The organism is Exobacillus caeni (assembly GCF_005747095.1).
Taxonomy (GTDB): domain Bacteria; phylum Bacillota; class Bacilli; order Bacillales; family Guptibacillaceae; genus Exobacillus; species Exobacillus caeni.
Genome location: NZ_SWLG01000024.1, coordinates 38,257 through 51,146, shown reverse-complemented (window position 1 = coordinate 51,146; position 12,890 = coordinate 38,257). Strand labels below are relative to the sequence as shown.

The following is a 12,890-nucleotide window of genomic DNA, read 5'->3' as shown; positions in this document are numbered from 1 at the left end:
AAGATCAGGGAGCAAGCTCCCATCTCTTCGCTCGACTTGCATGTATTAGGCACGCCGCCAGCGTTCGTCCTGAGCCAGGATCAAACTCTCCGATAAAAGATAAGTTCAATCTAGCTTTAAAGCTTAATTCGCTTGGCGTTTTGTTCAGTTTTCAAAGATCAATTTATTCAAAACATTGTCGTCAACAGCGACTTTATTAATATAACACAGCATCAAAAACGATGTCAACAACTTTTTAAAATGTTTTTGTGCGCCACTTCTTTGTTGTGAAGCAACATCAACTATCTTACTAGACCGTAACTCTATCGTCAATACCTTTTTTTGAGGAAATACAGGATATAAGCAAACATCTTCGACCATTATCTTTTTATAAGCATATCTGCTTGATTCTAGAGAGGGAAAATCGAAATAAAAAAAGGGCAGCCAAAAGCTGCCCCGATAAGAAACTGTTTTTATGCAAGAAAAGCAAAGTAAGCTATAAAGATAAAGAACAATGCATACATAATAGGATGTATTTCTTTTCCGCGCCCTTTTACTAGCATTGTGATCGGATACATCACGAAGCCAAGCGCAATACCGGTTGCGATGCTGTATGTTAATGGCATTGCGATGATTGTAAGGAACGCAGGAACCGCGATTTCAAATCGCTTCCAATCGATGTTCCCGAGTACAGAAACCATTAGGACTCCTACAATAATCAATACAGGTGCAGTTACTGAAGCAGTAACTACAGATAAAAGCGGAGAAAACAACAATGCTAGAAGGAAGAATCCAGCTGTAACAACTGAAGTAAATCCAGTTCTTCCGCCAGCGGCAACTCCTGATGATGATTCAATGTAAGCAGTGGTTGTTGATGTTCCAAGTGCTGCTCCGATAACGGTAGCAGATGAATCCGCGAGCAAAGCTCTTCCGGCTCTTGGAAGTTTATTGTCTTTCATTAGTCCAGCCTGCGTTGCAACAGCCATAAGTGTTCCGGCTGTATCAAAAAAGTCGACAAACAAGAACGTAAGAACAACTACTAGCATTTGAACGGTGAAAATTTCATCAAGATGCCCAAACGCTGCTCCAAATGTAGGTTCAAGGCTAGGTACAGATCCGACGATCCCATCAGGCAGGCCGATCAAACCAAAGATCATTCCGACGACTGAGGTGATGACCATTCCGTAGAAAATTCCGCCTCTAACATTTCGAACCATTAAGATAACTGTAACCACTAGTCCAAAGACAGCAAGTAAAGTTGGACCGGAAAGGAGATCACCCAGCATAACAAGGGTAGCGTCACTTTGTACGACTATTCCGGCATTTTTCAAACCGATAAATGCAATGAAAAGCCCGATTCCACATGCAGCTGCATATTTTAATTCCTGTGGTATAGCATTGATGATTGTTTCCCTTACTTTTAAAAGTGTAATAAGAATAAAAACAAGTCCAGATACCATTACCCCCGCGAGTGCCGTTTCCCACGGTACTCCCATTACTGTCACTACCGAATACGTAAAGAATGCGTTTAATCCCATTCCCGGTGCAAGCGCGATCGGATAGTTAGCCAGCACACCCATTATTAATGTTCCGGCTGCTGCAGCCACCGCGGTCGCTGTAAAAACAGCCCCCTGGTCCATACCAGCATCACTTAAGATAGCAGGATTGACAAATAAGATATATGCCATTGATAGAAAGGTTGTTAACCCGGCTATAAATTCTTTTCGAATGTTTGTGTCATTCTCCTGAAAACGAAAATAACGTTCCATTCTATTTTCCCCCTTTACCCGTACACCTGGTTTTCAGCTCTAAAATAAAAAAGTAGCTTCAGGCTTAATCTACCCGAAGCTACTACGTTTAATTAGGAAATAGGAAAACAAATAACAAGATGAGCTTAACGCTTCCTTGCCGTTTATTGTCCTGTCCCCTCGTAGTCAAGCCATTTACGGTAGCCTGGTAGAAACTCTCGAGCCTTATTCCCGATATTATACGACGGATTTCGATATAATTTTTCTCACATGGAACATTGTATCAGCAAGGATCATAAAGGTCAATAATAAATCCGAACATTTATATATAAAATAATTTATTCGTTCGTGTTTTACTCCCACTCGATTGTTGCAGGCGGTTTTGAAGTAATATCATACACGACCCTGTTAACATGATCTACTTCGTTAACAATACGAGTAGAGATTTTCTCAAGTATATCAAACGGAATACGTGCCCAATCGGATGTCATGCCGTCAATGGAAGTTACCGCACGGATTCCCACTGTATAGTCATAGGTACGCGCATCCCCCATGACGCCAACACTTCGGAAGTCAGGAAGCGCCGTGAAATATTGCCAGATCTCGCGGTCGAGGCCTGCTTTTTTAATCTCGTCACGCAGGATCGCGTCAGATTCCCGAACAACTTCTAATTTTTCTTCTGTTATTTCACCGATAACACGGATTCCAAGACCAGGTCCCGGGAACGGTTGTCTCCAGACAATTTCATCTGGAATTCCGAGTTCTGTTCCTACTTTTCGCACTTCATCTTTAAATAGCATGTTAAGCGGTTCAATTAAATCCAGTTTCATTTCTTCAGGCAAGCCGCCAACGTTATGGTGCGATTTGATCGTTTGGGCAGTTGCAGTTCCGCTTTCCACGATATCTGTGTAAAGCGTTCCCTGAGCAAGGAAAGACATGTCCTCCAGCTTTTCTGATTCTTCTTCAAACACATAGATAAACTCGTTCCCGATAATCTTCCTTTTCTTCTCAGGGTCTTTTACGCCTTTTAGCTTATTTAGGAAACGGTCTTTCGCATCGATCTTGATCACGTTCATATCAAAGCCTTCGCCGAATGTTTTCATGACACTGTCCGCTTCATTTTTTCGAAGCAGCCCGTGATCTACGAAAATACATGTCAGCTGGTCGCCGATCGCTTTATGGATTAGTACAGCAACGACAGAGGAATCAACGCCTCCGCTCAACGCACATAACACCTTTTTGTTCCCGACGTTTTCACGGATTGTCTTGATCTGTTCTTCTACAAAGTTTTCCATGGACCAGTTGCCGTTACATTCACATACGTTAAAGACAAAATTTTTCAACAGTTCGATTCCATGCTCGGTATGGCGCACTTCCGGATGGAATTGAACGCCGTAAAGGTTTCTGGATGGGTCGCTCATCGCCGCTACAGGGCATGATGGGTTATTGGCAGCAACTTCAAATCCTTCAGGAGGAGCAACGACAAGATCACCATGGCTCATCCAAACACTTTGTTCGTCAGGAAGTCCAGCGTATAAAGGAGACTGGTGTGTAACAGTTAACAGGGCTTTTCCATATTCACGATGGCGAGCCCGTTCCACTTGCCCGCCAAAATGGACAGTCATCAACTGCATGCCATAGCAAATTCCAAGAATCGGAATACCTAAATCAAAGATTCGCTCATCACAACGCGGCGCACCTTCGCCGTATACGCTGTTAGGCCCCCCAGAGAAAATGATCCCCTTTGGATTCATTTCTTTGATCTCTTCTGCTGTGATAGTGTTTGGGTGCAGTTCACTGTATACACCCAGGTCACGAATTCTTCGTGCGATCAACTGGTTATACTGGCCGCCAAAGTCCAACACGATTACTAATTCTTGCTCTTGCAACATGTTTTCCATCTTAATCTCTCCTATCCTAAACAGGAACTCCTGCCTCTATTATTTTCGGAAGCTGTGCTTTTATGCGAAAAGAACTTCACTATTAAAAAAAACTAGAATCCACCTGTATAAAGGCAGAATTCTAGTTTTCGAACAAACTATCTTCTGCCTTCATAGTCAGATCATTTACGGTGATCCGGTAGAGACTCTTGAGCCGTATTCTCAAGGATATATGAAGGAACATTCTAATTCGCTTAAACTATGGATACATTCTATCAACCCGCGTTATACCGGTCAAGATTGTAACTTACTTATTAAATTTTCCCATAATTTACGCAAATCATTCCAAGAGGAAGAAGATGGTTCATTTCGGTAGTAAGTTCGTTCATAATTCTTCGTTAAAGTTTTCATATCACTGGTTCCAAGGGCCCTGTCGACCTCTACTGCGTATTCCCTCAAGGTCTGGTCCTGCCCTTTCTTGATGCCGTGCTTATCAAGCAGCCACAGCAATCGAAGATAAGCATCGCTGAATGCATCACTGTCTTTTCTTCGATTAAACCGGAAAAGCACAAATCTCTTCAATAATTTTTTGTAGTTTTTAAACAAGATATATACAAGGACGACCAACAGTGCCACCAGTGCCAATGTATGCCATTTCGTCCAGGTGAAGGAAAAAGAGAATCCGCTTGAGCTGTCGTTTTCAGAGTTCGCCTGCAGATCTTCTTCTGGCTTTTCTTCTGGCTTTTCCGGAGTCGGCATTTCTGTATCTGTATTATTTTCCATGTTATAGTCCCGAACGAAATCAGCCCTGTTCGTAAAGCTCCTTGTCGGTTCAAACGGTACCCAGCCAACGCCAGGGAAGTATGCTTCTGGCCAGGAGTGGGCATTGGAGTTCTTGATTTCATATCTTCTGAACTCTCCCGCAGGTTCTACGAATTCGCCTTCGGTAAACCCTTTAACCCAGCGAGCCGGAATACCGATGCTTCTGAGCATAACCGTCATGGAAGTGGAATAGTTATCACAGTAGCCCATCTTTGTCTCAAAAAGAAATTGATCGACATAGTCTTCATCTTTCGCCGGTACAGCGACATCCTTCGTTTCATACACATAACCGTTTCCGATAAAATAGTTTTCGATAGCTCTGGCTTTATCATACGCATTCGTCTCTTCACTGGTTATCTCTTCTGCAAGGTCCTTGATTCTTCCGGGAAGCGAATCAGGCAGTTGCAAATATTGGCCTGAAACAGTGTCAGGATACTCCTGTCCGCTTTCGCGCAGTTCTTTTTCCGAAAAAGTAGGCGAATCGTATTTCAGCGTGTATTCGTCTAAGACGATTTCCTCTCCAAGGCTTTTCGTTGTTATTTTGCCTGTTACTTTATTTTCGTTAAGCTCCACGTTTTCCCGATCTGGTATCACTTCATTAGTCTGGCCCGGGTGAATGATAAATGGATACTTTTCTTCACCAGTCGGCATAACTTTAGCCTGTTTTTCTTCGGTTTCTACACTTCCATCGTACAGACGCTGGGTACCGCCTTCCATGTAAATAGAAGTATTATCGGATGTTTCCCAGCCTTTTCCTGTGTAAATATCTTTTGTTTCAACACGCCAGTAATGGATGTCATCGATATCGGCCTGAAAAACCGGCGTCTCATCCATAATGAAAGGACCGCCGAGGCGGCTATCATCTTCACCATAGCCGATCTTGCTGACGAAGTTCCCTTTCCTTCCGCTGTCTTCCTCGTATACGTTCGCGGTCTTTTTAATAAACGGAACAGGGTCCGGCCACTGTGGGTCTGCTTTTGGTGCGACATAACCGATCATGGAAGAAAAGCCAATGACAAGAACGAGCGGCACTAGCCAGTGGATCGGAAAGCGCGCATTATCAAAAATGACTCCTTCCTGTTCCTGTATTCTTAGAATCTGCAATAATCCCAACAAAACGAATCCAATGACGACGATACGAATGATTGCCGTTTCCGCACTGTAGGCTGTGAACGTATCGATCACCGTTATATACACGATCGTCACAAGAAGGAACAAAAAGATTCTTCTCGTCTGGATGAGCCAGTATTGCATCAAATAACTGATCAACCATAACAAAATAAAGAACAAAAGCGTCCTGTATACGCTGGATAAGCTGTTCCAATTCGCATCAAACACAAAACCGGTATTGCGTATAAAATCGGAAATCAAATAATCGAGCCATTCCCTGTCAAAAAAGGAGCCCGGGAAAAACAGGGCATGGATCGAATACAGCAATGCGACTGCTTTTAAAGGAATGGAAATCCAGACAGGCATCTGAAAATAAGACAGCAAAAACAGAAATGCTGTGAATAAAATGAATATTTCCGTCTGGTTTGTATCTGTAATCACGGTTAACGGCCTGAGCCACTCCCAGAACAATAGGAACCCAAGGGCGTATAACAATAGAGAGTTGGCCCAATCCATATTTCGATTAACTTGTTGCACGATTGCCACCTGCCTTTAAGGCCTCGTTGAAGTCATTGCCCGCTATCTCAAAGACATGGACGCCGTATTTTCTAAGCCGCATCAATGCGTTTTGGTCATCAAGAGAGCGGAACGTGTTATCGCTAATGTAGAAAAATTCGACCTGGACTTTCCTGGATACAAGCTCCTGCAACACTGCAGTCAAAGATTTCTCAAGAGACGGGCTGATGACGATCATCCCTGTTCCCGCTGGAAAATGATGGGCCTCCCTTTTAATGATTGTAGAAAAAGGCGTTTGCCCATCCGCCCATATTTTAGCCAGATGATGAAAAATCCTTCTTTTCTGCGCTTTCCCTCCATTAACCGATAGGACGGAATAATCCTTTCCTGCCGACACAAGCCCGAGCATCGAGTTCTGGTTCAATGCAGCATTTGCAATCGAAGCGGTTAAACGAACTGCTCTTTCAAACAGAGGCGAATCTTCCTCCTGGTAGTGAACCTTCGTTCGGTCAAGGAACACCATGAAATCCTGGCTGATCTGGCGCTCAAACTCCTTGGTTAATAACTTGTTGGATTTGGCCGTCGCTTTCCAGTCAATCCAGGACAACTTATCCCCCGGCACATACTCTCTCACACTGACGGCAGTCGTGACATCAAAGTTTGCCTGTCTGGAGGATTGCTTCGACCCTGATAGGTTACGCTTATATGGAACCCAGTTCAATTCCTGATAGGAAGGCAAAACATAAACGGCATGCTCGCTGTTAATGGTGCGCTCTTTCTGCACAAATCCAAACATATCTCCCGTTTTGCAGGAGATAGCATCAAGATAATACTCGCCTCGAGGCATAGCCTTAATTTTATAAGTAAAAGAAAGATGTTTTTTAAACATAGGAAGCAATAGCGCGAGCGCTCCTTTTTGGTAGTGGTCGCCGCTTCCGGTCGCAAGGCTTCTTAATCGCCTCGGCAATTCATCCTGCACAATAAGGTAAAACAGCGGGAACATGTTTTCTCTTGTGATTCGAATCGTAACTTCTAGCTCCTGTCCTTCTGTCAGCTCTCCGACTTTCACTTCCCGCTCGACCTCGAGATTGGACATCGGGTAAAACAATAAGAAAAACGTATAGACGACAAGAGGGATAAAACTGTAAAACAAAAACCAGCTGACGAATCCTCCCTGGAACATTGCATAAGCAAATGTGCTTAAAACAAGGATAAGCAGGAAAATAAACTTTAGGATTCGGTTTTGGCCGAAACGAAATTTTCTCATTTAACCCTCTCTTCTCTTCTAAGCGGCACACGGACCCGCTGAATGATCTCACCTATAATCTGTTCAGCCTGAATTCCCTCGAATGTCGCTTCTGATTTTAAGATGATCCGATGCGATAAAACAAATGGAGCAAGGTACTTCACATCATCCGGAATCACGTAGTCCCTGTTATGCATAAACGCATATGCCTGGGCAGTCTTCATCAATGCGAGTGAACCACGCGGACTTGCTCCGAGATAGACAGAACGGTTACTCCTTGTACGGTTCACGATATCAACGATGTAGCGCTTAACAGACTCTTCTACATAAACTTCTTTTACCTTCGATTGCATGTCTAATAAATCATCGATATCAAGCACCGTGTCAAGTTGATCGATCGGATGCTCGTGCTCGGTCCTGTTCAATACTTCCAGTTCCTGTTCCGGAGTTGGATAACCCATCTTCATTTTCAAAAGGAATCTATCCAGCTGCGCCTCTGGAAGCGGATACGTTCCTTCATATTCAATCGGGTTCTGGGTAGCCATAACAAAGAATGGCTTCGGAAGGATATGCGTTTCGCCGTCAACGGTTACGCTGCCCTCTTCCATTCCCTCAAGCAACGCAGACTGTGTCTTTGGAGATGTACGGTTAATTTCATCCGCTAAAACGAGGTTTCCAAGCAATGGGCCTTTACGGAATTCAAATTGCATTTCACGCTGGTTATAGATACTGACCCCTGTTAAATCGGATGGCAGCAGGTCAGGAGTAAATTGGATACGGTTGAACTTCGCCCCAACAGACTTAGCGATGGCTCTGACCATCATCGTCTTACCTACACCGGGTACGTCTTCAAGCAATACGTGTCCGCTGCATAAAAGGGCAACAATGCTTAATTCGGTTACTTCCCTCTTACCTACGATTACTTTTTCAATATTATCTATGACTTTTTGCACAGTCGGCTGGTACGTGTCAAACTCGTAAGTTGATTTCATTCTATAATCCCCCATCTTTATCCTAGTAGCTTCTTTTATAACCTGTAAGCTAAGTAATTCGACAACTTTTAACGAATCTCTTTATTTCAATAGGAAAAATTTCAGAATACTCTATCCTATTTTAACAAAAAAAGGCCTATCCCTGTATATCAGAGATAGGATTTTCCAAGTTTTTTCAATTAATATATAGTCAAAAAGATCTATGCAAGCTTATCTTCCGGTTTAATTTGTATCTTTTATAACCTCACCATTAGAATTTTGATAATCAGGGTATACCATTTTACCTCCATAATGGCCGGTAACTGATAATGTAACTACCCCAGCAAGAGCGACTAATATAATCAGATAAGAAAAAGGTTTCGGGGAGCCCTTCCATAAGCTCCACAATTTAAGGACAAGGTAACCGCCGAAAGCGACCAGGGTTATAAGAGCGAATGTCTCATGGACTTCAACCAACGAGTGGACATCACTATGTAGATATCTTTCTGCATATTCTTCCGCCCCTTCTCCTGACAGATAAGCAAACACACCTGTAATCCAGCCTATCCCTATCAAATATAAACTCGCCTTATTAAAGAATTCTTTTTTGAAAAGCGCAATGATCTCCGTGATCGTACCGATGAATAATAAAGCAATTGGAAAATGAACCAACAGTGGGTGTAATGGTGTAGCAAGCATGTTATCCACTCCTTTGTATTTATCATTCCCATTATAGAAGAGAAATCTGAAAAGAACATGAAAAATAAAACAGAGAGACAGGTTCACTGTCCCTCAATCCTCTATAATTTCCATTGCTTTTATCTCTTCATCTGTCCCTATGAATTCCTGCAGCTCCTTAACTTTTTCTCCATCCAGCATATAGGAATATCCCTTCGTCTCCCCTTTGCCGTCTTCATTAATGGCGACATTTATTTCGTTTAATAAATCCTTGAGATACTCGTGTGCTTGCTCCATCCTGTCACTCGGTTCTTTCCATTGGTCTTTATAATCGTATGGATTTTCGTTGACTAACCCTAAATGGGCATACCTCTCTTTTTCTTCAAGTACCACGATGGCAGCAAGATTTTTTAAATTCCTGAAGTCTTTTTCGATCGCAGTTCCTTCCACCTTATAAGTTGTTTCTAACCAATAGTAAAGGGAACTCGCGCCTATTCCATAATAATGCATCGGATCATCTGCGTATTGTTCCGGAAGCGGCTGCTGGTAAATTTCATTATTTTGTGCAATGAATTCATTTGCATTTTTTGGATCATTTGGTGTAGAAAATTTTTCTGTTATCGTGCGGTCCTCCCAGGCCTTATCATCTGTTGGGCCAGAACTTCCATCGGCCGTTGTATCAGGTACATCTTTATCTATATCCGGCTTCGGGCCATCTTCGGCTTCATCCCGGGCAAGTGCCTCCTCGTCACTATTTTCAGGTTGATCTACAACAGCTTCCTGATTTTTTTGAACCTCCTGATAAACAAACGTCCCCATCCCTACTAAAACGATAGCCGCAGCAGCATTTAAAGCCAGCTTTTTGACCAGTGGCATTTTACTTTTTCGTCTTTTTTTAGCAGAGGTGACATTAACAAGAACACGTTCTTTTTCTTTTTGTGAAAAATTTATTTGGCTGTAAGTTTCACGATCAAGATGTCCTTTCAGTTTTAACTCATCTTTATTACTCATAGCTCAAACCTTCTCCTTTCCAGCTCTTTTTTTAATAATTGCTTTCCACGGCTCAATCTTGTTTTTACAGTCGCTTCTTTAAGACTGGTTACTTCGCTTATCTCCCTCAGCTTCAATTCTTCATAGTAAAAAAGGAAAAGTATTTCTCTATATTTAGAAGGTAATGTCATTAATGAATTGGTAACTACGTTTCGATTACTGTTATCTATCACCGTTAACTCCGTTGTTTTTTCTTTTGAATGCGATGCAACTTTTTTGAACGGCAATATCCGTTTATAGGCATTGCTTTTTAGAACATCCTTTGAGCGATTAACGGTAATTCGATAAATCCACGTTTTGTAGGAGGATTTTTCTTTAAATAAATGAAGATGGTCGTAGCATTTTATAAATACATCCTGAGCGATATCCTCAGCCAGATCGATGTCTTTTACGTATGTATAAGCTAGCTTTTTTACCAGGTCGCCATAAGAATCCATCAGCTGAACCAGCGTTTCTTCCCTTGATAAGGCCCCTTGTTTTTCAGACGCATTAAATTCTTTCAAAATGTAAGCACCTCCTCTTGAAAAAGTCATCCTTTAGACGACGAACGGATGAAAAGGTTTCAAGAATATTCCTAATAAAAAAACGTCATGGAAATTACTCCTGACGCTTTTCTAAATTATTTATAGGATTTTATCCCAGAGAACCAAAAATAGCCAGGTCCTGATAGTCAAGAATAAACGAATAGCCGCTCCATTTTAACCTATTTTGAATATAGCCTAACGAATCTGCATGGTATCTTCCTGCGATCTGTTGAAATGCTAGTAGCTCATACACTTTATTTGAGTCCAAATCGATCGGATATAAACCACTTATAGGATCTACCCAGCCGTTGATAGGCATCTTCAGTTTTCCGTTTGTATCGTATATTTCATTTAAATATTCTGGCCCTCGCAGTGATAGATCGATAAGGTATCTTGTGTTATTTATTTTGCTTACTACTTCGACCTTGTAGTTATCTTTATAAGTTACCTCATATTGATATTGCTGGTTATATACATCAGAGTCGAATAGCAAACGTGGTGTGTTGTTAACAAAGGAATAAATATAGTTATAGGTTGTTCCGCCACTGCCGCCTGTTGGTATGCTGATTAAAATGTCGTCTACTCCATCTCCTGTTAAGTCCCCTAAAAACAGATTGGGATTATATCCAGTACTTTCTTTCAGAGGAATACGAAGAAAATTTCCTGTCGCACCATCCTGGATCACAAGCGCCATATTTTGAACAATTGAAACTTCTGACGCTTTGAACCCAGTCACGTATATATTGTCAGGAACATTGTCGCCATTTACATCTCCCTTTGCAAAAGCGACAACAACCGAATGTCTCATGTTTGTATTAAAGTGATTTTTATACATTAGAAGGCTCCCTGCATAAATTTGGTTTATGCAATAACCTATGCATTGATCTGTACACAAGTCATTTATACGCTTTCCAACAAGAATACTAATACTATGCATAAATCATTTTCAATAAAAAACACTGACAGAACGCGTTTCGTTTGCCAGTGTTTTCACCAAAATGCCGCTTTTTTAAAGTCCTTTTCGTTGTTTTTCATGTTCAAGCACTTACTACATTAAATACTAAATCTCCACAAGAATCATTAGAATACCCACCTATCATAAAATAATAGGTTACTCCTGCTGAAGCAGCAAAACTGATTTTGGATGTTCGATTTCCGCCGCTATCATCATCACAGTCTATGAATTGTAAATTATCACATGATCCTGTAAAAACAGCAAGATAGGTATCGTAATCACTACCTACTGTATCAGCAGTAATCTGCATATCCTCCGCAGGTGTATAGGTATACCATACTGAAAAATAGTCACCAGTGTCACCTTCACCACATGGATTGTGATAGTCTAGTGTAGCAGTACAGGTATTCATTGTATCTGTAAATGGAAGGGCAGCGATCGGAGTAGCTGAGGTACATAAGTCATTAGGAGGCGGAATTAACTCTAAAACATTAAATACTAAATCTCCACATGAAACCTCAGAATAACCACCTATCATAAAATAATAGGTTACTCCTGCAGACGCAGCAAAACTGATTCTGGATGTTTGATTTCCGCCGCTATCATTATCACAATCTATGAATTGTAAATTATCACAAGATCCTGTAAAAACGGAAAGAACGGTATCGTAATCACTACCTACTGTATTAGCAGTAATCTGCATATCCGTTGTAGGTTTATAGGTATACCATACTGAAAAATAGTCACCTGTGTCACCATCCAAACAAGGACTATTATAATCTAGTGAAGCAGTACAGGTATTCGTTGTATCTGTAAATGGAAGGGCAGCGATCGGAGTAGCTGAAGTGCATAAGTCATTAGGAGGCGGAATTAACTCTAAAACATTAAATACTAAATCTCCACATGAAACCTCAAAATAACCACCTATCATAAAATAATAGGTTACTCCTGCAGACGCAGCAAAACTGATTGAAGAGGTGTAATTTCCTCCGCCATCATCATTACAGCCTACGAATTGTAAATTATCACATGATCCTGCAAAAACAGATAGAACGGTATCATAATCACTACCTACTGTATTAGCATTAATCTGCATATCCACCGCAGGTGTATAGGTATACCATACTGAAAAATAGTCACCTGTGTCATCACCAAAACAAGGACTGTTATAGTCTATTGTAGCAGTACAGGTATTCATTGTATCTGTAAATGGAAGAGCAGCAATCACAGTAGCTGAATTACATAGATCATTAGGAGGCGGTGTTGGACCAACTCCCATACAAATCACCTCTCTTCTTATTGGTTTATATTAATATATGACTTTATAAATTGAATGGTATGGGTACGAATTTATTTAATAGGGCATTCACTTCAAAAATCCATACCTGTCCCCGGGCAACAACCCTTAGAA

The 12,890-nt window shown here is 41.4% G+C and carries 10 protein-coding genes, 1 rRNA gene and 2 riboswitches; all 11 genes read right to left on the bottom strand.

All coding sequences use genetic code 11. From position 1 onward, the window contains the following. Positions 1–96: ribosomal RNA gene (locus FCL54_RS21315) — 16S ribosomal RNA — on the bottom strand; the annotation flags it as partial. A gap of 356 nt (positions 97–452) precedes the next feature. Further along, a complete protein-coding gene (locus tag FCL54_RS21310) occupies positions 453–1,748 on the bottom strand; it encodes an NCS2 family permease (RefSeq protein WP_138129205.1) in 1,296 nt (431 codons plus the stop codon). A 142-nt stretch (positions 1,749–1,890) separates the two neighbouring features. Further along, a riboswitch (purine riboswitch) is annotated at positions 1,891–1,992 on the bottom strand. An 88-nt stretch (positions 1,993–2,080) separates the two neighbouring features. Further along, positions 2,081–3,619, bottom strand: coding sequence for a glutamine-hydrolyzing GMP synthase (gene guaA, locus FCL54_RS21305; RefSeq protein WP_138129210.1), 1,539 nt, complete (start codon positions 3,617–3,619; stop codon positions 2,081–2,083). Positions 3,620–3,761: 142 nt separating this feature from the next. Continuing rightward, positions 3,762–3,863, bottom strand: a riboswitch (purine riboswitch). A 38-nt stretch (positions 3,864–3,901) separates the two neighbouring features. After that, the gene (locus FCL54_RS21300) at positions 3,902–6,076 is read right to left on the bottom strand and encodes a DUF4129 domain-containing transglutaminase family protein (RefSeq protein ID WP_171016960.1); all 2,175 of its coding nucleotides are present in this window, start codon (positions 6,074–6,076) and stop codon (positions 3,902–3,904) included. Continuing rightward, positions 6,063–7,322 carry a DUF58 domain-containing protein gene (locus FCL54_RS21295; RefSeq protein ID WP_138129203.1) on the bottom strand — a complete coding sequence of 420 codons (1,260 nt, stop codon included), beginning with the start codon at positions 7,320–7,322 and terminating at the stop codon, positions 6,063–6,065. Before FCL54_RS21295 ends, FCL54_RS21300 begins: the two co-directional genes overlap by 14 nt. Continuing rightward, positions 7,319–8,293: an AAA family ATPase gene (locus FCL54_RS21290; protein ID WP_138129202.1), complete on the bottom strand. Its 975-nt coding sequence runs from the start codon at positions 8,291–8,293 to the stop codon at positions 7,319–7,321. Before FCL54_RS21290 ends, FCL54_RS21295 begins: the two co-directional genes overlap by 4 nt. 222 nt (positions 8,294–8,515) lie before the next feature. Further along, a complete protein-coding gene (locus tag FCL54_RS21285; RefSeq protein WP_138129201.1) occupies positions 8,516–8,971 on the bottom strand; it encodes a DUF2231 domain-containing protein in 456 nt (151 codons plus the stop codon). A 93-nt stretch (positions 8,972–9,064) separates the two neighbouring features. Next, entirely contained in the window at positions 9,065–9,961 is an 897-nt protein-coding gene (locus FCL54_RS21280) for a hypothetical protein (protein ID WP_138129200.1), read from the bottom strand. After that, complete coding sequence (locus FCL54_RS21275; protein WP_246055399.1) at positions 9,958–10,503, bottom strand: sigma-70 family RNA polymerase sigma factor; 546 nt, start codon at positions 10,501–10,503, stop codon at positions 9,958–9,960. The genes FCL54_RS21280 and FCL54_RS21275 overlap by 4 nt, the downstream gene beginning before the upstream one ends. A 130-nt stretch (positions 10,504–10,633) precedes the next feature. Beyond that, positions 10,634–11,359: a VCBS repeat-containing protein gene (locus tag FCL54_RS21270; protein ID WP_138129198.1), complete on the bottom strand. Its 726-nt coding sequence runs from the start codon at positions 11,357–11,359 to the stop codon at positions 10,634–10,636. Positions 11,360–11,561: 202 nt separating this feature from the next. Next, the gene (locus tag FCL54_RS21265; protein WP_138129197.1) at positions 11,562–12,758 is read right to left on the bottom strand and encodes a hypothetical protein; all 1,197 of its coding nucleotides are present in this window, start codon (positions 12,756–12,758) and stop codon (positions 11,562–11,564) included. Positions 12,759–12,890: the final 132 nt, after the last annotated feature.

What these genes read in the sequence shown, in the direction of transcription:
- FCL54_RS21310 (WP_138129205.1), bottom strand. Translation starts at nt 1,748, where the DNA reads ATGGAACGTTATTTTCGTTTTCAGGAGAATGACACAAACATTCGAAAA.
- guaA (WP_138129210.1), bottom strand. Translation starts at nt 3,619, where the DNA reads ATGTTGCAAGAGCAAGAATTAGTAATCGTGTTGGACTTTGGCGGCCAG.
- FCL54_RS21295 (WP_138129203.1), bottom strand. Translation starts at nt 7,322, where the DNA reads ATGAGAAAATTTCGTTTCGGCCAAAACCGAATCCTAAAGTTTATTTTC.
- FCL54_RS21290 (WP_138129202.1), bottom strand. Translation starts at nt 8,293, where the DNA reads ATGAAATCAACTTACGAGTTTGACACGTACCAGCCGACTGTGCAAAAA.
- FCL54_RS21285 (WP_138129201.1), bottom strand. Translation starts at nt 8,971, where the DNA reads ATGCTTGCTACACCATTACACCCACTGTTGGTTCATTTTCCAATTGCT.
- FCL54_RS21280 (WP_138129200.1), bottom strand. Translation starts at nt 9,961, where the DNA reads ATGAGTAATAAAGATGAGTTAAAACTGAAAGGACATCTTGATCGTGAA.
- FCL54_RS21270 (WP_138129198.1), bottom strand. Translation starts at nt 11,359, where the DNA reads ATGTATAAAAATCACTTTAATACAAACATGAGACATTCGGTTGTTGTC.
- FCL54_RS21265 (WP_138129197.1), bottom strand. Translation starts at nt 12,758, where the DNA reads ATGGGAGTTGGTCCAACACCGCCTCCTAATGATCTATGTAATTCAGCT.